Source organism: Parazoarcus communis SWub3 = DSM 12120 (assembly GCF_003226565.1).
Lineage (GTDB): Bacteria > Pseudomonadota > Gammaproteobacteria > Burkholderiales > Rhodocyclaceae > Parazoarcus > Parazoarcus communis.
In genome coordinates this window covers 237,076-263,300 of the sequence record NZ_QKOE01000002.1, presented here as the reverse complement: position 1 = coordinate 263,300, position 26,225 = coordinate 237,076, and the positions used below count along the sequence as shown (strand labels likewise).

The 26,225-nt window shown below is 64.6% G+C and carries 20 protein-coding genes and 1 pseudogene; 7 read left to right on the top strand and 14 right to left on the bottom strand.

Annotated features, from left to right (window positions below; genetic code table 11):
- Nucleotides 1-14 precede the first annotated feature (14 nt).
- From putA to DNK49_RS04780, 4 genes are all read right to left on the bottom strand, one after another.
- Nucleotides 15-3,962, bottom strand: coding sequence for a trifunctional transcriptional regulator/proline dehydrogenase/L-glutamate gamma-semialdehyde dehydrogenase (gene putA, locus DNK49_RS04790; RefSeq protein ID WP_110523182.1), 3,948 nt, complete (start codon nt 3,960-3,962; stop codon nt 15-17).
- Nucleotides 3,963-4,248: 286 nt separating this feature from the next.
- Nucleotides 4,249-4,419: a hypothetical protein gene (locus DNK49_RS24070; RefSeq protein ID WP_165843268.1), complete on the bottom strand. Its 171-nt coding sequence runs from the start codon at nt 4,417-4,419 to the stop codon at nt 4,249-4,251.
- Nucleotides 4,420-4,596: 177 nt separating this feature from the next.
- Entirely contained in the window at nt 4,597-5,112 is a 516-nt protein-coding gene (locus DNK49_RS04785; protein ID WP_110523181.1) for a nucleoside deaminase, read from the bottom strand.
- The gene (locus DNK49_RS04780) at nt 5,109-6,143 is read right to left on the bottom strand and encodes an ABC transporter substrate-binding protein (protein WP_110523180.1); all 1,035 of its coding nucleotides are present in this window, start codon (nt 6,141-6,143) and stop codon (nt 5,109-5,111) included. Before DNK49_RS04780 ends, DNK49_RS04785 begins: the two co-directional genes overlap by 4 nt.
- A 582-nt stretch (nt 6,144-6,725) precedes the next feature.
- On the opposite strand from DNK49_RS04780, the gene DNK49_RS04775 reads away from it, so the two are divergent.
- Nucleotides 6,726-7,724, top strand: coding sequence for an isopenicillin N synthase family dioxygenase (locus tag DNK49_RS04775; RefSeq protein WP_110523179.1), 999 nt, complete (start codon nt 6,726-6,728; stop codon nt 7,722-7,724).
- Nucleotides 7,725-7,739: 15 nt separating this feature from the next.
- Here DNK49_RS04775 and DNK49_RS04770 read toward each other — a convergent pair whose 3' ends face one another.
- Together DNK49_RS04770 and DNK49_RS04765 are read right to left on the bottom strand one after the other, a co-directional pair.
- Nucleotides 7,740-9,422: a bifunctional protein-serine/threonine kinase/phosphatase gene (locus DNK49_RS04770; RefSeq protein ID WP_110523310.1), complete on the bottom strand. Its 1,683-nt coding sequence runs from the start codon at nt 9,420-9,422 to the stop codon at nt 7,740-7,742.
- A 121-nt stretch (nt 9,423-9,543) separates the two neighbouring features.
- Nucleotides 9,544-10,758 carry a nitrate/nitrite transporter gene (locus tag DNK49_RS04765; RefSeq protein ID WP_110523309.1) on the bottom strand — a complete coding sequence of 405 codons (1,215 nt, stop codon included), beginning with the start codon at nt 10,756-10,758 and terminating at the stop codon, nt 9,544-9,546.
- 501 nt (nt 10,759-11,259) lie between these two features.
- On the opposite strand from DNK49_RS04765, the gene DNK49_RS04760 reads away from it, so the two are divergent.
- Both DNK49_RS04760 and DNK49_RS04755 read left to right on the top strand, forming a co-directional pair.
- Nucleotides 11,260-14,025, top strand: a complete 2,766-nt coding sequence (locus tag DNK49_RS04760) for a nitrate reductase (protein WP_110523308.1) — start codon at nt 11,260-11,262, stop codon at nt 14,023-14,025.
- Between the two features lie 366 nt (nt 14,026-14,391).
- A complete protein-coding gene (locus DNK49_RS04755) occupies nt 14,392-16,671 on the top strand; it encodes a putative bifunctional diguanylate cyclase/phosphodiesterase (RefSeq protein WP_110523178.1) in 2,280 nt (759 codons plus the stop codon).
- On the opposite strand, the gene DNK49_RS25140 is transcribed toward DNK49_RS04755, so the two are convergent.
- The 4 genes from DNK49_RS25140 to DNK49_RS04735 are packed head-to-tail and all read right to left on the bottom strand — an operon-like array spanning nt 16,672 to nt 18,626.
- The gene (locus DNK49_RS25140; RefSeq protein WP_211170803.1) at nt 16,672-16,779 is read right to left on the bottom strand and encodes a helix-turn-helix domain-containing protein; all 108 of its coding nucleotides are present in this window, start codon (nt 16,777-16,779) and stop codon (nt 16,672-16,674) included.
- On the bottom strand, nt 16,769-17,110 hold the full coding sequence (locus DNK49_RS04745) for an HAD hydrolase-like protein (protein WP_133255088.1): 342 nt from the start codon (nt 17,108-17,110) through the stop codon (nt 16,769-16,771). The genes DNK49_RS25140 and DNK49_RS04745 overlap by 11 nt, the downstream gene beginning before the upstream one ends.
- 3 nt (nt 17,111-17,113) lie before the next feature.
- Entirely contained in the window at nt 17,114-18,286 is a 1,173-nt protein-coding gene (locus DNK49_RS04740) for an MFS transporter (protein WP_110523176.1), read from the bottom strand.
- 31 nt (nt 18,287-18,317) lie between these two features.
- A complete protein-coding gene (locus DNK49_RS04735; RefSeq protein ID WP_133255087.1) occupies nt 18,318-18,626 on the bottom strand; it encodes a hypothetical protein in 309 nt (102 codons plus the stop codon).
- A gap of 89 nt (nt 18,627-18,715) precedes the next feature.
- Between DNK49_RS04735 and DNK49_RS04730 the strand changes: the two genes are divergently transcribed.
- Entirely contained in the window at nt 18,716-19,657 is a 942-nt protein-coding gene (locus tag DNK49_RS04730) for a GlxA family transcriptional regulator (protein WP_110523174.1), read from the top strand.
- 66 nt (nt 19,658-19,723) lie between these two features.
- Here DNK49_RS04730 and DNK49_RS04725 read toward each other — a convergent pair whose 3' ends face one another.
- The 4 genes and pseudogenes from DNK49_RS04725 to DNK49_RS04715 form a co-directional block, all read right to left on the bottom strand.
- Nucleotides 19,724-19,936: a hypothetical protein gene (locus DNK49_RS04725; protein ID WP_133255086.1), complete on the bottom strand. Its 213-nt coding sequence runs from the start codon at nt 19,934-19,936 to the stop codon at nt 19,724-19,726.
- A gap of 47 nt (nt 19,937-19,983) precedes the next feature.
- Entirely contained in the window at nt 19,984-20,121 is a 138-nt protein-coding gene (locus tag DNK49_RS24065) for a hypothetical protein (protein WP_207806886.1), read from the bottom strand.
- A gap of 24 nt (nt 20,122-20,145) precedes the next feature.
- Nucleotides 20,146-20,391, bottom strand: a pseudogene (locus DNK49_RS25305) (transposase zinc-binding domain-containing protein); the annotation flags it as partial.
- Between the two features lie 64 nt (nt 20,392-20,455).
- On the bottom strand, nt 20,456-22,186 hold the full coding sequence (locus tag DNK49_RS04715; RefSeq protein ID WP_110523172.1) for a sigma-54-dependent Fis family transcriptional regulator: 1,731 nt from the start codon (nt 22,184-22,186) through the stop codon (nt 20,456-20,458).
- 226 nt (nt 22,187-22,412) lie between these two features.
- Between DNK49_RS04715 and DNK49_RS04710 the strand changes: the two genes are divergently transcribed.
- The 3 genes from DNK49_RS04710 (at nt 22,413) to DNK49_RS04700 (ending at nt 26,208) form a co-directional block, all read left to right on the top strand.
- The gene (locus DNK49_RS04710) at nt 22,413-23,384 is read left to right on the top strand and encodes a PDR/VanB family oxidoreductase (RefSeq protein ID WP_110523306.1); all 972 of its coding nucleotides are present in this window, start codon (nt 22,413-22,415) and stop codon (nt 23,382-23,384) included.
- A 71-nt stretch (nt 23,385-23,455) separates the two neighbouring features.
- Complete coding sequence (locus tag DNK49_RS04705) at nt 23,456-24,553, top strand: aromatic ring-hydroxylating oxygenase subunit alpha (protein ID WP_110523171.1); 1,098 nt, start codon at nt 23,456-23,458, stop codon at nt 24,551-24,553.
- Nucleotides 24,554-24,564: 11 nt separating this feature from the next.
- The gene (locus DNK49_RS04700; protein ID WP_110523170.1) at nt 24,565-26,208 is read left to right on the top strand and encodes a DUF1302 domain-containing protein; all 1,644 of its coding nucleotides are present in this window, start codon (nt 24,565-24,567) and stop codon (nt 26,206-26,208) included.
- Nucleotides 26,209-26,225: the final 17 nt, after the last annotated feature.

Genomic DNA, 26,225 nt, shown 5'->3' with positions numbered 1-26,225 from the left:
AACACGGCAGGCGCTCAACCGATCGTCATCAGACTGGCGTTGCCGCCCGCCGCCGCGGTGTTGAGGCTCACGGCACGCTCGATCAGCAGGCGCTCGAGCGCCATCGCGTCCTCGCCCCGGCCATGCCCGTGCAAGGACACGATGGCGCCGGGACGGTCGGCGAGCTGCAGCGAGAGCGCATGCAGTTGGTCAGCATCGCCGTGGTGCAGCACCACATCGAAGGCAAGGCCCTCCTCAAGCCAGTCGGCCACAAGGGCAACACGTGCCCTCACCGACTCCGGCAGCGTGGCATGCAGCGCCCGCGCGGCACCATCGGCCGGCCACACCGCGCAAGCGCCCGTCGCCAGTACAGCCGCCAACTGCACCAGCCGGTCGCCTTCGTCGCTTGCCAGACACAGCACCCGCTCACGCGGCAGCAGCATGTAGGTGTTGCGCTCGCCGGTCGGCCCGGTCAGGGTGCGGACCTGTCCGGACGGCGACGCTGCAGCAAAGCGTTCGCACACCGCAGCAAGATGGGAACGCTGCCCAGCGCCGGCCCAGGCGCACAAGGCCGCGAGCGGTGCCATCAGCGCCTCCCGGCGTGAGGATGCTTGCGCGTCCTCCACGGTATCGACGGCAAGCGCCGCCATCACCGAGGCGGCCGGACGTGTTGCCAGCAGGCGGTAGAGATAGAGCGGCCCGCCCGCCTTCGGCCCGGTTCCCGACAAGCCTTCACCACCGAAAGGCTGTACCCCGACCACCGCCCCCACCATATTGCGATTGACATAAATATTGCCGACATGGGCCCGATCCACCACACGGGCAATGGTTTCGTCGATACGGGTATGCACGCCCAGCGTCAGCCCATAGCCCGCCGCGTTGATCTGGTCGACAACGGCATCCAGTGACTGACGCGGATACCGCAACACGTGCAGCACCGGCCCGAAGACCTCGCGCGTCAGTTGATCGAGACTGTCGAGCTCGATCAAGGTCGGCAGCACGTAAGTGCCACGTTCGATGTCCTGATCCTCGATCCGGGCACACTGGAATATGCGCAGGCCGGCATCGCGCATGTCCCGGATATGGCCTTCAATCGCGTCGCGCGCCTCGGCATCGATGACCGGGCCGACATCCACCGCAAGACGTTCGGGGTTGCCGATGCGATATTCCGCCATGGCCCCCTTGAGCATCTCGATCACCCGGTCGGCGATGTCTTCCTGTACGCATAACACTCGTAACGCCGAACAACGCTGGCCGGCGCTGTCGAAGGCGGACACGATCACGTCACCGACAACCTGCTCGGCCAAGGCCGATGAATCGACGATCATCGCGTTCAGCCCGCCGGTCTCGGCAATCAGTGGCAGGGGGCGCCCCTGTCCATCCAGACGCCCGGCAAGCGTGCGCTGCAGGATACGGGCCACCGCGGTCGAACCGGTGAACATGACGCCACGTACGCGGGCATCGACAGTCAGCTGCGCACCCACGGTTTCACCCTGGCCAGGCAGCAGTTGCACCACGCCTTCCGGCACCCCGGCCTGCAGCAGGATGCGTACTGCCTGCGCCGCGATCAGGGGCGTCTGCTCGGCGGGCTTGGCCAGCACGGTATTGCCCGCCGCCAGCGCCGCCGCAATCTGCCCGGTAAAGATCGCCAGCGGGAAATTCCACGGGCTGATGCAGACCACCGGCCCCAGCGGACGGTGACTGTCGTTGGCAAAATGCTGGCGCACCTGCGCCGCGTAGTAGCGCAGGAAGTCCACCGCCTCGCGCACCTCGGCCGCCGCGTTGGCAAAGGTCTTGCCGGCTTCACGCACCAGCAGGCCCATCAAGGGCTGCATTCCGCCCTCCATGCAGTCGGCGGCGGCCTCGAGAATCGCGGCCCGTCCCGCGGGGGGTGTCGACTGCCACATCGGTCCAGCCTCCACCGCACACTGCACGGCCCGGTCGACCTCGGCCGTCGTCGCCTCGCGTACCTTGCCCACCTCATCACGCGCATCCGCCGGATTCACCACAGCACGCCAGTCGCCGCCGGCATCCAGTGCTGCGCCAAGCAGGGGGACGGCCTCCCAGGTGTTCTCCGCACTATTGAGCAAGGCCGCCGACAGCGAAGCCAGACGATGCTCATTGACCAGATCCAGACCTGCCGAATTGACCCGGACAGCCCCATACAAGGCACGCGGCAAAGGGATGCGAGGATGCGGCAAACCCAGGCCACCCTCGGTACGGGCAAGATGCTCGACCACCTCGACCGGATCGGCCACCAGTTCGTCGATGGGCACTGCCGGATCGGCAATCCGATTGACGAAGGAGGTGTTGGCGCCGTTCTCCAGCAGGCGGCGGACCAGATAGGCCAGCAAGGTTTCGTGGCTGCCGACCGGCGCATAGATGCGGCACGGTCGTGCGAGCTTGCCCTCGGCCAGCGGCCCGACGACCTGTTCATACAAGGGCTCCCCCATGCCGTGCAGGCACTGGAACTCGTACTGGCCCGGATAGTAGTTCTGCCCGGCCAGTTGGTGGATGGCCGCCAGCGTATGCGCGTTGTGGGTGGCGAACTGCGGATAGATCACCTCCGGCACGGCCAGCAAACGGCGGGCGCAGGCCAGATAGGAGAGATCGGTATAGGCCTTGCGCGTGTAGACCGGGTAGCCCTCCAGACCCTGTACCTGTGCCAGCTTGATTTCGCTGTCCCAATAGGCGCCCTTGACCAGGCGGATCATCAGCCGGTGACGGCTGCGACGGGCCAGATCGACGACATGGTCGATGACGAAGGGACAACGCTTCTGATAAGCCTGGATGACGAAACCGATGCCATTCCACCCCGCCAGCGCGGGCTCGAAACACAGACGCTCGAGCAGATCGAGCGAGAGCTCGAGGCGATCGGCCTCCTCCGCATCGATGTTGATGCCGATATCGTACTGACGGGCAAGCACCATCAACCCGAGCAGACGCGGGTACAACTCGTCCATCACACGCTCATATTGCGCCCGGCTGTAGCGCGGATGCAGCGCAGACAGCTTGACCGAAATCCCCGGCCCCTCGTAGATGCCGCGGCCATGCGAGGCCTTGCCGATGGCGTGGATGGCCTGCTCGTAGGCCGCCAGGTAGCGCTGCGCATCGGCCGCGGTCAGCGCCGCCTCGCCCAGCATGTCATAGGAGTAGCGGAAGCCGCGGGCCTCACGGGCAGCAGCATTGGCAAGCGCGGCGGCAATCGTCTCTCCGGTGACGAACTGCTCGCCCATCAAGCGCATCGCCATGTCCACGCCCTTGCGGATCAGCGGCTCGCCGCTCTTGCCGATCATGCGGTTGAGCGCCGACGACAGGCCCGTCTCGTTGTGGGTCGCAACCAGCTTGCCGGTCAGCAGCAAGCCCCAGGTGGCCGCATTGACGAACATCGACGGACTGTGACCAAGGTGCGTCTGCCATTTGCCTTTGGCGATCTTGTCGCGGATCAGCGCATCCCGGGTGGGCTTGTCGGGAATGCGCAGCAAGGCCTCTGCCAGACACATCAGCGCAACGCCTTCCTGGGAAGACAGCGAGAACTCCTGCAACAAGCTCTGCACCATACCGCTACGCCCGCCGGCGTGCTTCTGCGTCCGCAAGCCGGTCGCCAGACGCCGCGCCAGCTCATGCGCGGCAGCCGCCATCGTGGCGGGCAGGCGCGCCTGATCAAGCAACATCGGCACCATCTCGGGCTCCGGACGGCGCCAGGCTGCGGTAATCGCCGCACGCAGCACCGACTGAGGTTGCACCCGCTCGGCAAAGTCGAGGAAGACCTGATGCGGCACATCGGTTGCACCCCCCTCGCCCTCAGCGCCCTCGGACACCACCGACGACACCGGCCCCTCGCCGCGCTCCAGTTGCTCCAGGTAATTGAAGATGGCCTGCTTGATCACCCAGTGCGGCGTGCGGTCGATCCGCCGCGCTGCGGCCTTCAGACGCTCGCGGCTCGCGTCGTCCAGTTTCACCCCAAGTGTTGTCGTGCTCATTACCTTCCCCATCAAGCAAACCGGAACCGGCAAGCAGCGGAGTGTAGTGATCCGACCACCAAGGTGCAACCAGGTACAACCCAAACCAGCACCAGCTTGATCCGCAACAATGTGCGGTCACGATGCCCACAGACAGGACATCCAAAAAGGGTCGCAGATCCTGCGATAGGGTGAACGGCGCTCGTTCAGGACTCAGCCCAGGCCGCCTCACCATTCGCCGGCATGCCATGCCAGCAGACAACGTACAGCGAGCCTGGTCCCAAGTCGAAGCCTGGACCCTGAACCGTCAACACGGCGGGAACAACGGCATCCAGTAGGCAAGATCCTCGTCCCGGGTGGACTCGGTCGCCGGATTGGCATCACCCGGTTGCGCCTCATCGCCCACATGGTCAGGTTCCATGATGGGAAACAGCGATTGCTTCCAGCGCTGCACCTGCTCGAAAAGTTCGAAACGCATCACACACCTCCGGCCTGCGGCACCACGATCGCGCAGCCTTTGCCGACTGCACACCGATCCACCCCAGGCCGGTGCATCAAGCTTGTGCGAATGCAGGCTGGTGGCCGGCTAGCGGGGGCGGGCAGCGATTCATTAGCAGTATTCGTACCAATGAATGCCTCGTCCCCCGCCCTTCACCTACTTCCAGGCCCCCTGGTGGGAACGACTGGCCTCGTCGATCAGCGCCGGGCCGATGCAGGCGATGCCATTGGGTGCCGCCTCGAACACGTCGCGGCAGGACAACTCGGCATCGCGTTGATCCAGGCGTTCGCCGCGGAACACGCGCAGTCGGACCGCGTCGATGCCATAGACCACACGGCCGATGTTGGACCAGAAGATCGCGCCGGCACACATCACGCAGGGCTCGGCGGAGGAGTACAGGGTCGCACCAGCCAGCACCTCGCGGCTGTACCGGGGTGAGACCTTGCGCACCGCATTGGTCTCGGCGTGGCAGGTACAGTCGCCGGTCTCGGTGGTGTTGCAGAAGGCTTCGGCCAGTACCTCGCCATCGGCCCCCACCACCACCGCACCAAAAGGCCGGTTGCCACGTGTCCGCCCCTCGTCGGCAAGCGCAATCGCACGACGCAGGTAACGAGCATCGCCCGCTTCCAGTGCAGCCTCCGATGGGAGCCCTGCAGGCGCCGCGCCGCTCATGCCAGCACCTTGCGTTCGGCCGCTGCCGGCAACAGCGACAAATCGTACAGCGCCTCGGCACGCGGCGGACGGGCGAGATCGAAGGTGGCGGCCACGGCAGCAATCTGGCGCTCGACCAGGTCCATGCGCACCGCACCCAGTCCATCGGTACGCGCATCGGCAGCGGCGACATAGTCACGGGTGATCTGCCAGCGCACGGTTTCCATCTCCATGTTGAGGATGGGCTCGCGCGCCTTGATCGCAGCCAGTGCAGGCGCAGCATCACTGACCGTTTCGCGCAAGGCGCGGTTGGTGGCGCGCAGGAAGGCGGCCACCACCTGGGGGCGCTCGGCGATCAGCTTCTGGCTGGCCAGAATGGCGTTGCCGTAGAGATCGAGCCCGGTATCGGCATACTTGAGCACCGAGAATTCCTTTTCCGGCATGCGTGCAAACAGCGACGCCGCGGAATCGTGGAAGTAGGTCGCGGCATCGACATCGCCACGCAGCAGCACGTTGTCGCGCACGGCAAAGTCGGTGGTCACCCACTCGAACAGCTTGACGTCGAGATTCAGGTGACGCGCAAGCATCGGCCACATGCGGCGGGTGGACTCGACCGCGGCAGCGGCCACCTTCTTGCCGGCCAGGCTGGCAAAGTCGTTGGTGATGCCGCGGTCCTTGCGGCCAATGATGGCAAAGGGGGCACGGTTGTAATACTGATAAACCGCCTTCACCGAGTTGCTGTCAGGATTCTGGGCCTGAAACTCGATCAGTGCCGACAGATCGCCCAACGCCAGATCATAGGCGCCGGTGGCGATCCGGGTGATCGAAGCCACCGAGCCAGCCCCGACATCGATGGTCACATCCAGCCCCTCGTCACGGTAATAGGCCTTGCTCTGCGCCAGAAAGAACGGCGAGGTCTGGCTGGTGACGCGGAAATCCAGCGAGAAACGCAAGGGCGTCAGCCCGGCAGCGTGCTGGGCACGCGCCACGCCGGGCAGGCTGGCGAGGGTGGCAAAGGCAGGAAGGGTGGCGAGAAAATGGCGGCGATTCATGGCGGACGCTCCAGTCATGGACTTGTGAATCCGGCTGCCGTGACGCGGCATCCGGGCTACAAGAGCAATTTCCGGGCGGCCGGGGTGGCGGCACGCTGAACGCTTCTACTCTTGCCCCTCCCATAGCAGCATGTGTGCCAAGTCCGGTACGTCCGCCCCGTGATGCCGTGCAAGCCGCGGCATCACGGGGATCGCGCCACCTTTCCCCACCCCGGAGCAGCCGGCACATCCGCGCCAGGGCACGCCTTGATCTGGTGCAACAGACGTCATCCGGAACCTGCCTTGGTGCATCTCCCTGCCACCACCCGGGTTGAATCGCCTGAATTGACGGGAAATCCCATCACGACACACCTTGGAACGGAAACTGCTTGATGCATCGCAAGAGTAGAAGCGTTCACCCGCTGCGCCGATTCAGGTGCCAGCCGGTCGGAAATTGCTCTTGGAGCCGGTGCGTAGCGGGGCCTCCCTGCCTGCGCGACCGGATTTTCTTCAAGAGGCGATGCGATGCCGACCGGCCCTACTTCATGCAGGGGCGCTCGTGCATCCATCCCCATACGGCCTGGCAGGCCACAGGAGCACGACATGAATGAGCACAGCCCCGCTTACACCCTTGACGAACTGAAGCTGGAATCGCGCATGGGCGCGATCGGCACCGAGGCCACCAACCGCGAGGTCCGCCGCATCGACCTCAGCGACTTCGAACATCGCCGCGCCCAAATCGCGGAACAATTGTGGCGCGCCTCGGTGGACGTCGGCTTTTTCCAGCTCGAGCACCACGGCATCGACCTTGCACGGGTCAGGCGCGCCTTTGCCGACGCCGAACGCTTCTTCGCGCTGCCAGCCTCAGTCAAGGCACAGTATCCACTGAAAAAGGGCAGCAACGCCGGTTGGGAGAGCCTGGCACAGGTCCGCCCCTCCACCGGCACGCCAGACCAGAAAGAGTCCTATCAGATCACCCTGCCGCGCATGGACGGGTTGTGGCCAAGCGAAGACGAGCTGCCGGGTTTCCGTGCCGCGATGCTGGATTTCGAACACCAATGCTGGGCACTGGGCATGCGGGTGCTGTCCTGCTTTGCCGACAAGCTGGGCTTCGAGCGCGATTTTTTCACCCACGCCCACGACCCGGCAGCCGACGACTACCAGAGCACACTGCGCCTGCTGCACTACTACGCCATTCCGCCCGAATTCAAGGACAAACTTGAACTGTGGCGCGCCGGCGCACACACCGACTTCGATTGCCTGACCCTGCTGTTCCAGCGCGATGGCCAGGGCGGCCTGCAGGTGTGCCCGGGCAAGGAGGTCGAAGGCCAGGCCTGGACCAGTGTCGAACCATCGAGCGAGGTCATCACCTGCAATATCGGTGACATGCTGATGCGCTGGAGCGATGACCAGCTGCCATCCAACTTCCACCGCGTGCGCAACCCGCTGCCGCACGAGTACCAGGGCGCACGCTACAGCATCGCCTTCTTCTGCCAGGCCAACCGCAATGCGGTGATCCAGGGCCCCGCGGCCAAGTACCCGCCCATCTCCGCAGGCGACTATCTGCAGCAGCGTATCGCGGCAAACTTCGCCAAGTACTGATCCGCCCCGACGTGCTCAACGTGCGAACAACAGCAGCAGCAACAGCGCGTTGAGCACCAGCGACCCGACCGCCAGCAGCTTCAGCGCCAGCGCCGGGTCGCGGCGCAGCAACGGGCGTTTGCGCGGCATGCGCAGGGGACGATGGGCGCCCAGCTCCAGTGCCAGCAGGAATTCTTCAGCGGTCTCGAAGCGCTCGCCTGCATCCACCGCCACCGCTTTCAGCAGTACCGCCTCCAGCCAGGCGGGAATATCCGGCCGGTAACGGGTTGGGGGTACGGGCTCGCCGAAACGCGGCTTCTGGAATGGCTCGATCTCGCCATAGGGGTAATGCCGGGTCAGCAACTCGTACAGGGTCACACCCAGCGCGTACAGATCGGTGGATTCGCTCGCGCGCTCGCCGGCATGCAGGTCCGGCGCCATATAGCTTGGCGTGCCGGGATTGTTGATCTCGGCAAAATCCTGACCGTCCGATGCCGACACGCCAAGGTCGAGGATGCGCAGGCGGCCCAGTGTATCGACATGCAGGTTGTCAGGCTTGATGTCACGATGGACGATGGCCAGCCGATGCAGCGCGGCCACTCCGCGCAGGATCTCGCAGCCCAGCTCCACCACCTCGGCCACCGCAAAACGGTGCCCGCCCGCCAGCCTGGCCTTCAGACTGCTGCCCTCATGCCAGCTCATCAGATAGTACAGATGACGCCGTGCCGGCCAGTCGATGACGGCGGGAAAACGGCTGTCCACGACCCGCCGAGCGATCCACTCCTCATACACCAGGGCCTGGCAGTTTTCAGCATCGCCCGCCCCGGGGCGCAGGGTCTTGAGCACCGCCTGACGGCCCTGTGGCGTACGCACCCGGTAGAGCCGGGTCAGCAGCGAATCATGCAGCACCGCCTCCACCACCAGATCGTCCACCCGATCGCCCGGCCCGAGCGCCGGCGGCAACGGCTGGCTGGCGACTGCTTCGAACAACTCCGGCAGGCGCGAAGGCGGAATCTGCTCGACCTGCACAACCAGCACGGTGCAGTTGTCCGGCGAACCTGCACCGACCGCGGAGGTCGCCAGTTCGCTGGCAGCGTCCTGTGAACTGGCCGTCTGGGCCAGAATGCGACGAATGCGCTCGTCCCCCAGCGTCGCCCATACGCCGTCGCTCATCAGCGCAAAGCGGTCGCCTGCCGCCAGATTACCGTCAGCCAGATCAATACTGAGCCGGGCGTCGAGCCCGATCGCCCGCGACAGCACATTGTCGAGTTCCGGATGGGCCCAGACATGGTCGGTGGTCAGCACATCCAGCTCGCCATCGCGCAGGCGATAGATGCGGGTGTCGCCGACATGGGCCAGGTAATAGCGGGTTCCGCGCAGTACCAGTGCGGACAGCGTGGTGGCCATGCCCACGGCGTGGCGATGGCGCGCCGCCTGGCCCTGCACCCAGCGGTTCAGCGACTGGATGACGCGCTCCAGCCGGGTGTTGACCGCCCAGGTGTCGGGTGTGGCGTAGTAGTCGGCCAGCAGGCCACGCACCGTGCCCTCGGCGGCCTCACGCCCATTCTCGTGGCCGCCCAGCCCGTCGGCCACCGCCACCAGGATGCCTTTGTCCTGACGCTCGGCCGCGGACGGCGTCACGTACCCGGCGAAGTCCTCGTTACGCGGGCGCGGGCCGGTGAGCGAGGCCTGACCAATACTGACTTCAAGCTGTTTCATGCCGACTCGGGAAACACGGTGAACCTGCAGTGTGGCACGGTGGCGCCAGCGCATGCGCTACGCCGGCACCACCCCCCGCGCCCGCAGCCGGAAGCGGCCTGCGGACGCCCTCAACAGAACCTCAGATCCGCGCCGAAGTCAGGTGCGGCGCACCCCAGGTTGTGCGCCAGCGCCGCTTCACCATGGTCAGCCCGGCCAGTGCAGCAATCGCCAGCACGGCAAAAATCAGGAAACCCGTCATATACGAGCCAGTGGCCTGCTTGGAGTAACCCAGACTGGAGGCCAGGTAGAAACCACCGACCCCGCCGGCCATGCCCACCAGCCCGGTCATCACCCCGATTTCCTTGCGGAAACGCTGCGGCACCAGCTGAAACACCGCGCCATTGCCCATGCCCAGCGCCAGCATTGCACACACGAACACGGTCAGCGCCAGCCAGGCCGTGGGCAAGCCGATGGAGACCACCGCCAGCGCCAGGGCCGCTGCCACATACACCACCGACAAGGATTTGATCCCGCCAATGCGGTCAGCCAGATTGCCGCCAATCGGCCGCACCAGGCTGCCGGCAAACACGCAGGCAGCGGTAAAGTAGCCTGCAGTCTGGGCGTTGAGGCCGTACTGGGTGTTGAAGTAGATGGTCAGCGACGACGCCAGGCCAACGAAGCCGCCAAAAGTGACGCTGTAGAAGAACATGAACCACCAGGCGTCCTTGTCCTTGAGTACCGCCAGGTATTCCGACATGCGCTTGGGTGGTGGGCATTCGGGCGCATCCTTGGCCATCACCAGGTAGGCGACAAAGACGATGCTCAGCGGAATCAGCGCCAGTCCGAACACATTGCCCCAACCAAAGGCCGCCGCCAGACCCGGGCCGAACAGGGCCGCCAGCGCGGTGCCAGAGTTGCCCGCCCCGGCAATGCCGAGCGCGGTACCCTGGTGCTCCGGCGGATACCAGCGCGAGGCCAGCGGCAAGGCCACCGCAAACGACGCACCTGCCACCCCCAGGAACAGCCCCAGGATCAAGGTCTGTTCGTAGGAATGGATGCCGAACTTCCACGCCACCGCCAGCGCGGCGATGACGATGACCTGGCCGATCGCGCCGGTGAGCTTGGGCTTGAGGTGGTCAACCATCAAGCCCATGACGAAGCGCAGCAGCGCGCCGGCCAGCACCGGGGTTGCCACCATCATGCCTTTCTGCGCGTGCGTCAGCCCCAGGTCGGCGGCAATCTGAACGCCCAGCGGGCCGAGCATGACCCAGACCATGAAGGCAAGGTCGAAATAGAGGAATGCAGCAAGCAGCGTCGGCGTATGGCCAACCTGCAGAAAGGATTTCCTGTCCATCGAGAGTCCCAGATCAAATGCCCTCTGAGCGCGAGAGGGCGTGGCAATACCAACCGTGGAAGCGTCGCTGGCAGGATCTTCTTTGATCTGGCGCCGGGCAGCATTGCCTCGACGCGATAGGCCCAGGGCGGGCACCAGGTTTGTGGGTCTTCGTTGACCCGACGCGATTCCGCTTTCAAGCAGGTAACGTGCCACGAACTGCACCGCGTGCCGCGCCTGCAGGATCAAGGCTTGCGTGCAAACCGCACGACGGAGACCGCGCCAAACTGGTGCATGACGGGGCGCTTGCGCCATAAGATGGTGCATCGCAGCAGCCGTTCTTCCTCGAAACGCACGCGTTGACGTGGTCAAGGCGGTCCATCCGTCATGGCCCGCATTTTGCATTGTGGCTTGCGTGACCGGCGCCAGCCTCTGGTGTCCGTGTCGGCCAACGGCGGCCAATGTGTTCAACGCATTGCGCGCGCCGGCCTGTCTCCCGGGCGCGCCCACGGGAATCTCGACATGGCTGAATCGCCCCTGCTCCGCAGCACCCAGTTGTCCTCCGCACAGACCACACGCTCGACCTGTCCCTATTGCGGCGTCGGCTGCGGCGTACTGATCGAACACGACGGCAAACACATTACCGGCGTCCGTGGCGACCCCGAACACCCGGCCAACTTCGGCAAGTTGTGCATCAAGGGCACCACGCTGCACCACACCGCCGACCCCGCGCTGCTCAGTGCCCGTGCCCAGTATCCGGCACTGCGCCCGACGCGTGACGCGGCGCCACAGCGCGTCAGCTGGGATGTGGCGCTGGACACCGCCGCCGCACGCTTTGCCGACATCATCAGCCGTCACGGCCCCGACGCTGTCGCCTTCTACTTTGCCGGCCAATTGCTGACCGAGGACTACTACGTCTTCAACAAGCTGGCCAAGGGCCTGATCGGCACCAACAACTTCGACACCAACTCACGCCTGTGCATGTCGTCGGCCGTGGTGGGCTACAAGCTCAGCTTCGGCATGGATTCGGTACCCTGCAACTACGAAGACATCGACCACGCCGACTGCCTGTTCATCACCGGCGCAAACCCGGCCTTCGCCCACCCCATCCTGTTCCGTCGCGTCGAAGCCGCACGCGAACGCCGCCCGGGGCAGAAGATCATCGTCGTCGACCCGCGCCGCACCGACACCAGCGAACTGGCCGACCTGCACCTGGCCATCCTGCCCGGCACCGATGTCGCCCTGTATAACGGCATGCTGCACCTGGCACTGAAAAAGGGCTGGGTGCGCGAGGACTACATCGCGGCGCATACCGAAGGCTTCGATGCGATGCGCGAGATCGTGCGCGACTATCCACCCGCACACGTGGCCGAACGCTGCGGCATTCGCGAGCAGGATCTGGAGCAGGCGGCCGAATGGTTTGCCACCTCGCCCGCCACCCTGTCGATGTATTGCCAGGGGTTGAACCAATCGACCCAGGGCGCCCATAAGAACGCTGCCCTGATCAACCTGCATCTGGCCACCGCCCAGCTCGGCCGCCCGGGCGCCGGCCCGCTGTCGCTGACCGGCCAGCCCAACGCCATGGGCGGGCGCGAGGTCGGTGGTCTGTCCAACCTGCTGCCCGGCCACCGCGAGGTTGCCAACCCTGAACACCGCGCCGAAGTTGCCCGCTTGTGGGGCGTGCCCTCGCTGCCTGCCACCCCCGGCAAGTCGGCCGTCGAGCTGTTCCAGGCCCTGGCCGACGGGTCCGTCAAGGCGGTCTGGATCGGCTGCACCAACCCGGCACAGTCAATGCCCGACCTCGGCCTGATCGACGCCGCCTTGAAACGGGCGGAGTTCGTCGTGCTGCAGGATGCCTATCGCCACACCGAAACCGCCGCCTATGCCGACCTGATCCTGCCAGCCACGACCTGGGGCGAGAAGGACGGTACCGTCACCAACTCCGAACGCCGCATCAGCCGCGTACGCACCGCCGTGCCACCGCCGGGCGAGGCCCGTCACGACTGGGCAATCGGCGTTGCCTTCGCCCACCGCCTCGGTCACCGTCTGGGGCGCGAGGATGTCGACGCACTGTTCGCTTATGATCGGCCGGAGACCATCTGGAACGAGCACCGCGAAACCACCCGCGGTCGCGATCTCGACATCACTGGCCTGAGCTACCCACTGCTCGAGGCAGCGCCCCGTCAATGGCCCTGCCCGGAGGGGTACAGCGAGGGCCTGCCCCGACTCTATTCCGACGGTCGTTTCCCGACCCCCAGCGGGCGGGCGCGCTTCGTCGCCACCACCTGGCAGAACACCGCTGAACAGACCAACGCACGCTATCCACTACAACTGAACACCGGTCGCCTGCGCGACCAGTGGCACGGCATGAGCCGCACCGGCACGGTCGCCCGGCTGTACAGCCACGAGTCCGAGCCCTTGCTGCACATCCATCCGCAGGACCTCGCCAGCCGCCAGCTGCACGACGGTGACTGGCTGCAGGTCCACAACCCCCGCGGCAAGGTAGTGGTGCGTGCCCGCGCCTCCACCACCGTGCCACCCGGACAGGTGTTCCTGCCCATGCACTGGGGCGCCAATGCCATGGCCGGGCTGGGCATCAACGCGCTCACCACCGCGGCCTTCGACCCGCTGTCGAAGCAGCCTGAACTCAAACATGCCGCGGTGCAGGTCGAAGCCCTCGCCGGCTCAACCGAACTGTTCTGCCTGCGCCGTGCCGAGGACGGCGGTGGCCAGGCCTTGCTGCAGGCCTTGCGCCCCCTGCTGCGTCGTCTTGACGCGGCATCGCTGACCCTGGCCGGGCGCGATCAGACCGTGGTGGTGCTGCGGGCCCGCCTGAACGCGCCCGACCCGGCGCTGTTGGCCGACATCGACGCCATGCTGGATCTGGGACAGGACGACGAACACCTGTTGTCCTACGATGACGCGCGTCACCAGGTCTCCAAGCGCGCCCGGATCGAGAACGGGCAACTCACCGCCGTGCGCCTGTGCGGCGAAGCGCGCGCGGCAAACTGGCTGCAAGCCCTGGCGGAGTCCGGTACCGACATCACCCCGCTGCGCCGCTTCCTGTTTGCCCCGCTGAATCACGCCCCTGCGGGCCTGAGCGCAGCGACCAAGGTGGTCTGCAACTGCTACAACGTCAGCGAAACGACGATTCGTAAGGCATTCGCGGCGGGCGAATCCCTGACCGATCTGCAGCAACGCACAGGCTGCGGCACCGGCTGCGGTTCCTGCATGCCCGAACTCCGTCGGCTCGGCAGCCACACCCCAGTTGAAGCCATGAGCCTGTAGCCAACTTCACACACCGCGATCGCGCCCCCTACACAAGGCCCGCACGAGCAGTTAAATTAGTCGTGGATCCGACCGGAGCCAAAGCCCTGCGGGCCAGGAGACAGCCCGCAGCAGGCCGCCTAGGAGGCAGTCGGACTTGAGCGATCGTAGCGAGCCGAGGGGGAAAACGAGGACAGATTCGGCCGTTTTTGAGGCGCATAGTCATTCCATGCAACGAAAAAACGGGCGGATATGGACCGTTTCTCCCACTGGCACAGCAGATCGGCCTCAAGCCCGACAGCCTCCTAGGAGTCGCACACTGTGCGCCGCGCCCGTATATCGGCAGTAATACTGCCCGGTCGCCCTGACATTCAAGGGAAACGCCGGATGAGAGGCACGGAGAAGGCTGTGTTTCTGGCAGGCATCGTCATCGTGCTCACGAGCATGATGGCCGGTGCTCACCCTGCACTCCAAGACTGGGCAAGCGTACTCGACAACATCCACTGGACGGTCGCGTTCGGCTTGTCCGCGCTGCTGGCATGGCAAGGCTGGCGACATCACGACGATCACCGTGATGTGCGCCTTGGCCTCGTTGCGGGTGCCGCCTTCATTGCCGCCGGCCAGCTGGTCTATGCCGCGCAGATTGCAGCGGGCTGGCATCCGTTTCCCGGTCCGGCCGATGCGCTCTTCCTGTGCGCAGGTCCCGCCTGGACGTTTGCCCTGACCCGCCTGCTGCGCGCACTGGCCCCACCCGAGGCGCGATACCCAGCGCTGCTCGACATCGCCGGGGGCGCAATTGCCGTACTGACCATCACCCTGGCGCTTTACCTGCCAGGCGCCAACGGCACCGCCCCAGTGGCACTGGCCGTGCTGGTACTGTATCCGGTGACGCTGATGAGCACGGCGGTGATGGCCGCACTACTGGTGCCCGCATTGCGCCTGCGACTGACTCCGACACATGGCTTTCTGACGGCGGGCATCCTCGGCTACGGCCTGTGCTGGATGGAATGGAACCGCCTCGCACTGGGCGAGGTCCAGACGGCCGGAACGCTGCTCAATGCGCTGTTCAGCCTGAATGCCCTGATGGTGGGGCTGGCGCTGCGCTTCTGGCGTGTGCAGGTACACCCTGCCGGCAGCTACCATCACCGCTGCGACCGCGTCATGCTGCTGCTGCCGCTGCTGGCCATGACCCTGGCGGCGAGCGTCATGGCTTACCTGCTGTTCGTGATCAACCAGCAAACCCTGGTTCACACCGTCGTGCTGACAAGCTGCATCATCGTGCTGGTCCTGGCGGCAATCCGTCAGTCGCTGCTGGTCGGGGTGGTGGAACGCCTGCGCAATGCCGAACGCGCCGTACTCAACAATGAGGAGAAGCTGCACCGGCTGGCGCACTACGACAACCTGACCGGTCTGCCCAACCGCCGCGTGTTCGAGGATCGCCTGCACCATGCCGTCGATGTGGCACGCAGCAACAACAGCCGGATCGGCATGTTGATGGTCAACCTGGATCACTTCAAGGATATCAACGACCTGTACGGCCATGCCGTGGGTGATCGTCTGCTGTGTGAGGCCACCGAGCGGATCAGGCAGCTGCTGGGCAACACCGCAACACTCAGCCGCTTCTCGGCGGACGAATTTGCCATCCTGGTAGAAGACCTGCCCTCCCGCCACGCCGCCGCGCAACTTGCAGCCGACATCCTGGCGACCCTGCGCCCCCGGTGGACCGCACACGACCTTGGCAAGAATGTCATCGGCGCCAGCATCGGCATCAGCCTGCTGCCCGACGACGCCAGCGATGGCAAGGCCCTGATGCGCAACGCCAATCTCGCCCTGCACCACATCAAGCGGGAGGAGCGTGGCAACTTTGGCTTCCATCTCGAAAGCTACACCGAGCGCGTCCGCGAACGCATGGAACTGGTCGCCCGCCTGCGCGACGCCATCGACAACGACGAACTGATCCTGCACTACCAACCACAGATGGACCGGGAGCGCCACATGGTGGGAGCCGAAGCGCTGCTGCGCTGGCGCTTCGACGACCGTGACATTCCGCCCGACCGTTTCATCCCACTGGCCGAGGAGACCGGGCTGATCGTCCCCATCGGCCTATGGGTGCTGGATCAGGTCTGCGCCCAGCAAGCGCGCTGGCGAGAAATGGGGCACAGCCTGCAACTGTCGGTCAACGTTTCCGTACGCCAGTTGCAGGAGGCGGATTTCGTGGCCCAGGCACTGGCCCTCGTACGTGCACACGAGGCTGAACCACAGGACATCATCCTGGAGATCACCGAATCCCAGCTACTGCACGACAGCGTACTGGAAACCGTTCAGGCCCTGAAAACCGCCGGCTTTCCGCTGTCGATCGACGACTTCGGTACCGGCCAGTCCTCATTGGTCAAGCTGCGTACCCTGCCGGTCAGCGAACTGAAGATCGACCGCGCCTTCGTCAAGGACATGGCCGAAGCCGAGGAGGCGCGCAAGATCTGCAGCACCATCCTCTCGCTGGCCCGCAACCTGGCGCTAAGCGTGGTGGCCGAAGGTGTCGAGACCGAAGCCCAGTACCGCTTTCTGGCTGCCCATGGCTGCGACCGCTTCCAGGGCTGGTTGTTTTCACCCGCAGTGCCCGCCGACCAGCTCGGCACACAGTTGCCATCCCTGACCGGAGAGCCTTGATCATCCCTCCCCAGTCAGCAGACCATAATTGCGTAGCTTTCGATACAGCGTGGCGCGGGCGATGCCGAGATTGCGTGCCGTGGCAGAAACATTACGATCATTTCGCAGAAAGGTAAGCTTGGAAATAACTTTCCTGCAATTGTGTGTCTTTTTGCGAGTCGCCTTCGTGTCCGGCGTTCTTCAATGCGTATTCCACCAAGGCCGTGCCGCCTTCGCCTACACGATCTGCAACCTCTGAAATGGTCAGCGGTGCAAGACCACGGCACATCAGAGCGCAGTTGATCGCGTTCACGACCCCACCAAGCGTATCTACCAGTGTGCCATCCAGATCAAAAATCAGAGCTCTTATCGAGGAGGTCAAAGGAATGCCTCCATTCGACGTATTGGGAGAGGAGAGGTGGGCTGTAAAGTCTCCGGTGAGCGGCTTCTCGATCTTCATCAATCACCCCGCGCGCAACCATGGGAGCCGAGACCAATTCATCAACCCAACGAGCCCCGCCATGACGAGCAGGATCGGAAAAACGGCGTACAGATTGACGGTTTGCCAGCCTAGCGCATTGACCATCGTACCGGAGAGTAAGGTCGCAGCTGCAACACCCAGGAAGACGAACGTATCGTTCAGTGCCTGAACGCGGGCAGCTTCCTCCTTGCGACAGTTTTCGGCCAGCAGGACCGTGGCACCGACGTAGAGAAAATTCCAGCCAACCCCCAGCAGAATCAACGCAGCCTCAAAGTGAACCAACTCGACTCCCATCTGACTGACTGCGACACTCCCAAGGTTCAACAAACAGCCCAATAGCATGACCGGCATGGTGCCGATTCTCTGAATGAGTGACCCGGTGAAAAATGAAGGGGCAAACATGGCGAGCACGTGCCATTGAATAACCGAGGCAGTCTGAGCGAAGTCGAGCTGTGCGCACATCATCGCTAGAGGTGTGGCGGTCATCAGAAGATTCATTACAGCATAGCCAACGACACCTGCAAAAATAGCCATGGCCAACTTGGGATGACGGGCAATCTCCGACCATGATCGCCTCGCTTGCTTGTCTTCCACTCTTACCAGCGGGGGCAAGCTGAGACCCAGCGCGAAAAGGGCGCCCAGTAACGCCACACCCGTCAATGAAAGAAAACTGGCATAAAATGCCGGCTCAAGCGCGTCCTTCGTCCACCGAGCGAGCATCGGACCGGCCACCGCGGCAAGGAGTCCGCCTGTCAGCGTCCAAGAGATAGCCAGGCTTTTTCTTTCCGAGGCCACCGAATCGACTGCCGCAAACCGGTAGTATTGTCCGACCGCACCAAAGGCGCCGATCAAGAACCCCGCTGCTGCGAACAGAGAAAAACTTCCGATCTGCACGCCGAAAGCAGCACATATCAAGCCCGCCGCACCAACCAGAGCACCGCTACAGAAAACCAAGCGGCGCCCAAAGCGTTCCATGAGCCTCGCCACCGGATAGAGCATCACCATGGTCCCTAGGTATTGGATAGCCAGTGGCACGGTAGCTAAATCCAGCGAAGAGAGTTGAGCCCCTACCAGGGCCGACGATGAGAGCACGAGACTGATCGTGGTCATCATCGCCGCCTGGGAGAGCGCTAGAAGAAAGATGTTGCGGTTCATACGCCGGGCTTTGACGGTTCGTAAAATTGCGTCAGCCCCTTCTGATTTGAAAAGCGTTGTGGTTCAGTAGTTTGATGATCCGCGATGGCAGATCGAGTGTCTTGGTTCGCTGCAAGAATGCATCCATGTCGAAGTGGGGTGAGATGCCAAGGCGCCGAATCCGTGCATCGTCACTGGGGTCGTAGGTACGCTGTGGCTGCCACTGCGAACGAGGATCGCTCTTCGGCCAGACAAATTCCTGCCCGATTTGGGATCGAGAAATGATCTCTCCACTCAACCCTACTGGAAGCTGCTCGTTGGCAGCGGATACAGGCGCAGACGGCGGTTCGGACATCCACATGGTTTCCTCCTTGCGTTGTGAATATTTGCCATTGACATATTGCATGGATGAGCTAGTCTGATAAAGACATAGTCCCCTCCTTTTCTGCCATGGCACGCAAGCTGGTTTTCGTCGTATTCCCTAATTTTCAATTGTTGGATGTAGCCGGCCCGATCGCTGCTTTCGAGATGGCTAACCGGATGAAGCCGAAAACGTATGAACTGACGTTGGCCAGCCAGGAGGGCAGTACGGTGGAAAGTTCGGCCGGTACCATGCTGCTCACCACGTCGTTCGCCCAAGTGTTCGATGCGGATACCGTGATTGCCGTCGGTGGTGAGGGTGTCATTGAGGCTACGACCTCGGTAGAGATGCTCACCTTCATCCGCGATCTTTCGCAGAAGGCGCGGCGAGTGGCGAGTGTGTGTTCAGGCGCCTACCTGCTCGCCTCAGCCGGGTTGCTCAATGGACGGAAGGCGACAACGCACTGGCGGCGTAGCGCCGACTTCAAACGTCGGTTTCCCGACGTTTCCCTCGATGAGGACCGTATCTATGTCAATGACGGTAATCTATGGACCTCGGCGGGAATCAGTGCAGGCATTGATCTTTCCTTAGCACTGATTGCCGATGATCTTGGAGAGCAGATCGCTCGTCACGTTGCCCGCCAGCTTGTGGTCTATTACCGTCGCCCTGGCGGGCAATCCCAGTATTCCGCGTTGTTGGACATGGGCATGGGAGACGGTCGCTTCGCTGGCTTACTCGATTACATCCGAAGCAATCTGGAAAAACGGCTCTCGGTCTGCGATCTTGCGGACCAAACGTGCATGAGTCCAAGACATTTCGCCCGATGCTTCTCTTCAGAAATCGGGACAACCCCGGCACGGGCCGTTGAGCTGCTAAGGGTCGAGGCTGCGAGCGCCGCATTGGAAAGCGGCAACGGCTCGGTACAGGTTGTGGCACGCCAATGTGGCTTCACGGACGTAGAGCGAATGCGGCGTGCATTTATCCGCCTCAAAGGGGTTCCTCCCTCGGCCGTTAAACGCCATTTCCGGTAAGACTTCACAATTTTCTCGGCCCCTTACCTACCGCGCTTCGTTTGCCGTCTGGCTCGTTCGGCTTCGTCAATCCGAGACCACGGGGAGGAAAGTGTCCGTCAGCCCCACTTGCGCATCGATGAACAGGGCCAGACCGGCACGCTCCAGGACCAGCGCATGCTCCACCTGCAACTGGAAGTCCACCAGCAGTTCGACCCACTCCGGAAGGTCGGGCGCCAGTCGCCCGGCCAGCAAGGGGCCCAACGCATCGTCGCTCCGCGAGGGGCTGCCGATGGCCATCACCAGCAGATGAAGCGGCTTTTTCCGGCGTATCGGAAACAGCGCATTCAGCGGCCGTGTCGATACGGTCCATACGCCCAGGCATCGGAGTGCAGCAATTCAAGCAGCGTGCCATCGGGTGCCAGCAGCTCCGGGGCATCCAGCGGGTCGCGCACCGCTTCGGCGGCATGCTGCATCTCGATCATGCGCGTCCAATGGTAGGCCAGCGTCTCGTGCACCGGCAGGCGCGGAAAGACCTTGTCGACGAGATATGCCGCTATTTCGGCCGTGCGCCGGGTGGTGCAGGACGAGCAGACGCCGCGGCTCTTTCAGGAGTAGGCGGCAATGAAGTCGTGGCCGCAGTCGGCGCAACGGGCGCGGGTAAAGCCGTGGGCGAGGGTGCCGCAGTCGAGGTAACGGCGGAATTCGCGTTCGGTGAGCGCAGGGTCCGATCGGCCCTGGCCCAACGCCTGGCCCTGGACCCGGCGCACCGGGCCCCCGGGGCTGATCTGGCGGCGGTGTGCCGGCCCATGCCCCGCCCTATCGGCCCTCGTTGCCCTCGGCGCCGCGTTTGTCCACCCGGTACTGCAGTTGCCCCCGCCGCAACTTCAACAGCCGGGCGGCGGCGGAGAGGTTTCCCTCCGTCCGCTGCAAAGCGGTGCTGATCATCAGCCTCTCCGCTTCCTCCAGTGACAGCTGTGCATCCAGCAGGCGGTCGATGGCGTGCTGGACGGGGATTTCTGCGCCCGGGCGTAATGGTGCTTCGGCGCGGGCGTCAGTGGGGATGAGAGAGGGACGGGAAAGGGGGATCTGCTCGCCCCCCGAGAACAGGTGCTCCACGTCGATGCTGCCGTCGTTCTCGGCCAGGATCACCGCCCGCTCGATGATGTTCTCCAGCTCCCGGATATTGCCCGGCCAGTCGTAGGCCCACAGCTTTTCGCTGGCGTTGCGGCTGAGGCCGGCAATGTTCTTGCCGAAGCGGGTGGCGTAGCGTTTGACGAAGGTGTCCACCAGCAAGGGGATGTCTTCGCGGCGTTCGCGCAGCGGCGGGATCTTCACCGGGAAGACGTTGAGCCGGAAGAACAGATCCTCCCGGAAGCGACCGGCTTCCACTTCGCTGCGCAGGTCGCGGTTGGTGGCAGCGATGATGCGCACGTCGATGGACCGGACCTGGGTGTCGCCCACCCGCTCCAGCTCACCCTCCTGCAGCACGCGCAGCAGCTTGCCCTGGGCATGCAGGGGCAGGCTGCTGATCTCGTCGAGGAAGAGGGTGCCGCCGCTGGCCCGCTCGAAGCGCCCCGGGCGGGACACGGTGGCACCGGTGAAGGCACCTTTCTCCACGCCAAACAGCTCGGCTTCCACCAGGTCGTGGGGGATGGCGGCGCAGTTGATGGAGATGAACGGGCGTTCGGCCCGCGGCCCGAGGGCGTGCAGGGCTTTCGAGAAGCGCTCCTTACCCACGCCGCTTTCGCCGGTCAGCAGCACGGTGGCGTCGGTGGGGGCGACGCGCTTGATGAGGTAGGCCACCTCGTTGAAGCTGTTCGAGGCGCCGATCAGGTCGGGGAGCTGCCGGGCGGCTTCCTCCTGGCCGGTGGCTCGGGCGGGGCGGGTGGCCCGGCGCCGGGGTGTTGCAATGAAGTCTTCCACCTGCAGGAAGCTCAGGTGGGCTTCGGCGTCGTCGCATTCCTCCAGCGGCTGGCCGACGACGCGGCAGCGGGCATGGCCCATGGCCACGCACTCCACCTCGCGCCACAGGATGGGCCGCCCCATCAGTGCGGTGGTGAAACCGGTGGCGTAGCCCACCATCATCCAGCACGCCGGCGCACCGCTGACGCCAAACTGGGCGCGGTGGATGTCGGCCTCCCAGGATGACTCCCAGTAGTAGTCCCCCCAGAAATCCCCGGTCTCCTGGTTGAACTGGATCTGGTCCACCGCCTGGTTGCGCACAAAGCCCTGCATCTCTCGCAGGCGCGGGCCGTAGGCAAAGGTTCGCTTCAGGTCTCCGCTCTCGGCCGCATTGAGCCGGCGGGCATCTTCCATGCCCTGCTGGTAGCCCAGGCGGGTGAACAGCTGGCGGGTGGCCTCCACCCCCAGGCGCTCGATCAACTCGCGCCGCAGGGCAGCCAGGGTGAAGCCGTGGATGAGCAGCATGCGCTGATCCAGCACGGTGATCTGCCCGCTGTCGGGGTCGAAGCGCACGTACTTGGACAGCTCCCGGTCGTCGATTTCCCGGGGGATGGAGTGTAGATGGCCGGCGGCGGGGTGGGGCATGGGGAGATGTCTCCGGGTTTTGAAAAAAGCAAAATTACCGGTTTAAGAAAGTGCGTAAGTGCTGTTTTCAGAAACATGAATTCTAGCCTTGAACTTGACGTCAATAAGATTATTTATAAATCAATAAATTATTGTGATTGTCGACCTTGGCATGGGGATTGCGATGAGGTGAGGAAGAGCCCGCAGTGGCTCAGGCACTTTCACCCCAAAGGAGACCCCGGCTGTGTTGAGTCCTCAACCCACGCTCGCTGTTCGTGTGCTCGAAAAGCGCGACGCTGCAATTGATGTCCTGAGTCTTGTTCTGGTGTCGGCCGATGGCGCGCCGCTCCCCCCCTGTTCTGCCGGAGCCCACATCGACATCACCCTGCCCAACGGCATGGTCCGCCAGTACTCCCTGTGCCGGGTCGGGCCAGCCGGTAGCGCCTACGAGGTGGCGATCCTGCGCGACCCAGGCGGGCGAGGCGGTTCCGCTTGCGCCCACCGGGACATCCGGGTTGGCGACACGCTGGCCATCAGCCGCCCCCGCAACCTCTTTCCGCTGGTGCCGGCGGGGCATTCCGTGCTGTTTGCCGGCGGCATCGGCATCACCCCGATCCTGGCGATGGCCGACACCCTGCACGCCCGGGGCGAGTCCTTCGAGCTGCATTACTGCAGCCGCGCCCCCGAGCGGGCAGCCTACCGGGAAGCCCTGGAGGCGGCGGCCTATGCCCGGCAGGTCCGCTTCTATTTCGACAACGCCCCGGAGCAGGGCCGCCTGGATGCGGCGGGCGTGCTGGCGGCCCTCGACGGCGATGCTCATCTGTACGTGTGTGGCCCGGCGGGCTTCATCAGCTACATCTGCGAGGCGGCGCGTGGCGCGGGCTGGGGTGAGGGCCGCGTGCATTTCGAGCACTTCGCGGCGCCGGCCGCCGCCGCGCCGGCGAACGGGAACGGCAGTTTCGAGCTGGTCCTGGCCCGGCGCGGCCTGCGCATCCCGGTGGGGGCCGACCAGACGGCGGCCGAGGCCCTGCTGGCGGCGGGCGTGCCCATCAACCTCTCCTGCGAGCAGGGCATCTGCGGTGCCTGCGTGCTGCCGGTGCTGGAGGGCGTGCCCGAGCATCGCGACGTCTTCCTCAGTGCCGCCGAGCGGGATAGCCAGCGCTGCTTCACCCCGTGCTGCTCCCGCGCCCGCACGCCCCAACTGCTCATCGATTTGTAAGCGCGGCACCTGCTGTTGCCGCATTTCACCGACCAGGCATTTCGCCTGGCATTCACACCTGGAGAAGAAAAATGGAGACATCCAGAAACGTCACTTACCTCAGAAACGCGTGGTACGTCGCCGCGCTGTCGTCCGAGGTGAGCACAGAGGGGCTGTTCGCACGCACCTTGTTGAACACTCCGGTCCTGATCTACCGAACGCAGAACGGGAGCCCGGTGGCCATGCTGGATCGCTGCCCCCATCGTTTTGTGCCGCTCAGCATGGGGATGCGGGCGGGGGATGACGTTGTCTGCAAATACCACGGCCTCAAGTTCGACTGCAGCGGGGTGTGCAATCACAACCCCCACGGCAATGGCCATATCCCCCGCGCGGCGCGGGTGCGCACCTTTCCGCTGGTGGAGCGCTACGGCTTTGTGTGGATCTGGCCGGGCGATGCCCCCGCCGATGAATCGATACTGCCGGATGTCAGCCCGCTGACCGCAGGCCACCCCAACGGGGTCGGTTTTACCTACATGCACCGCAAGACCTACTACGAGCTCATCACCGACAACGTGATGGACCTGAGCCATGTGGACCACCTGCATGGCGAGATCATCTCGACCCGCGGCCAGCTCACCCCCCAGGTGCCCCAGGTGAAGGAGACGGACAGCACCGTGGCCACCCGCTGGGAGTGGAAGCAGACGCCACCCATCTTCATCCTCAACCAGTTTCTGCCCGAGCCCATGGCCGAGGCGCGGCACTTTGTGGAGGTGAAGTTCATGGCGCCCACCACCGTGCAGCTGCAGATCGGCGCCACCCAGGACGACCAGGCCGCGCTGGACTTGGCTGACTGTGTGGGCCAGTACGACCTGCACACCACCACCCCCGAGACCGACGGCACCACCCATTACTTCTTCGCCACCCGGCGCAATCACCTGGTGGAGGACGCCGACTACAACGCCGCCAAGATCAAGGGCATGCACGACGCCTTCGTGGATGAAGACGGGCCCTATGTGGACGCCCAGTACGTCAACATCGGCAATGCCGACCTGTTGAGCCTGAACCCGGTGCTGCTCAGCAGCGACGTGGGGGCAGTGCGGGCCCGGCGCATCCTGCGCAGCGTGATCGCCGAGGAAGTGCGGGGCAGTCAGGCCGACGCTGCGGACACCCGCGCCGTCGAGCGCGTCTGAGGGGGCCGAGCATGCAGATCAAGCTTCTTGCCAGCGCGGTGGCCTGGGCCTGTGCGGGCATGGTCCTGTCTGAGCCGGCCCTGTCCTTTACGGTGGACACGGACTCGCCGGACCTGGCCATCTCCTGGGACACTACCCTCAAGTACAGCACCGCCTGGCGCGTGCGCGGGGTGAGCGCCAGCGTGGCGCCGGAGGGCCTGGCCGGGCTCACGCCCCAGGTCAATACCAATGACGGCGACCGCAATTTCAGCCGCGGGCTCATCTCCAACCGCCTCGACATCCTCACCGAGCTGGGGGTGCGCTACAAGCGTGACAGCGGCTTTCGGGTGAGCGCGGCGGGGTGGTACGACGACGTCTATCAGCGCAGCAACGACCGTAGCGCCGCCGATGCCCCCGGCCTCAACCAGAGCGGCCCCTACGACCGCTTCAACAAGCACACGCGCATCACCCACGGGCGCAATGCCGAGGTCCTGGATGCCTTTGCGTATACCCGCCAGTCGGTGGGGGATATGAATCTCAACCTCAAGGCGGGCCGCTTCACCCAGCTTTACGGCGAGAGCCTGTTCTTCGGCAACAACGGCATCGCCGGTGCCCAGACGCCCCTGGACCTGGCCCGGGCCCTGTCGGTGCCCAACTCCCAGTTCAAGGAGGTGGCGCGGCCGGTGGGCCAGGTATCGGCCCAGCTGCAGATCACGCCCGACCTCCTGGTGGGCGCCTACATCCAGCCCGAATGGCGCAAGTCGCGCCTGCCGGCGGCGGGCAGCTACTTCAGTTTTGCCGACTTCGTGGATGACGGCGGGGAGCTGCTGTACACGCCCTACGGCCCGGCTCGGCGCGGCAAGGACATCGAGCCCGGCAACGCGGGACAGGGCGGGGTCCAGGTGCGCTTCAAGGCCAGCGACAGCGAGTACGGCCTGTATGCCGCGACCTTCCACGAAAAGCTGCCCCAGTTCTATGCCCGCTTCAACGCCGGCCCCGCTGGCGTGGTGCCGCAGGATTATGTGATGGTCTTCGGGCGCAACATCCGCACCGTGGGCGGCAGCTTCAGCACGCTGGTCGGCGATACCAACGTGGCGGGGGAGCTATCGGTGCGCAGCAACCAGCCCCTGGTGGCGGCGGGCAGTTTCATTTTCACCATCAACGACCCGGCCGCCGACGGGGGCAGCAACGCGCGCTTTCCCAAGGGCAACACCCTGCACCTCAACCTGTCGGCCATCAGCGTGCTGGGGGCCAACGCCCTGTGGGATGGGGCCTCGTTTCTCGGCGAGTTTGCCTTCAACCGTCGCCTGCGCGTAACCGACAACGCCGAGGCGCTGGACCCCAACGCCACCCGGGATGCGGGCGCCGTGCAGTTTGTGTTTACGCCCGAGTACTTCCAGGTACTGCCCGAGACCGATCTGCAGCTGCCCATCGGCGTGAGCTACGGCCTGTTCGGGCGCTCGTCGGTCAATGGTGTGCTGTTCCCGGCGGAGCAGGGCGGCAGCGTCAGCGTCGGGGCCAAGGTCGTGTACCAGAAGGCCTGGCACGTGGGTCTCAACTACACCCATTACATCGGCATAGCAGGGTCGGTGGCCACGCCGGCCGGCCTCAATTCCTACCAGAACTTCCACGGGGATCGCGACTTCGTGTCGCTGTCGATTCAGCGCAGCTTCTGATCACCCGCCCATAAGAG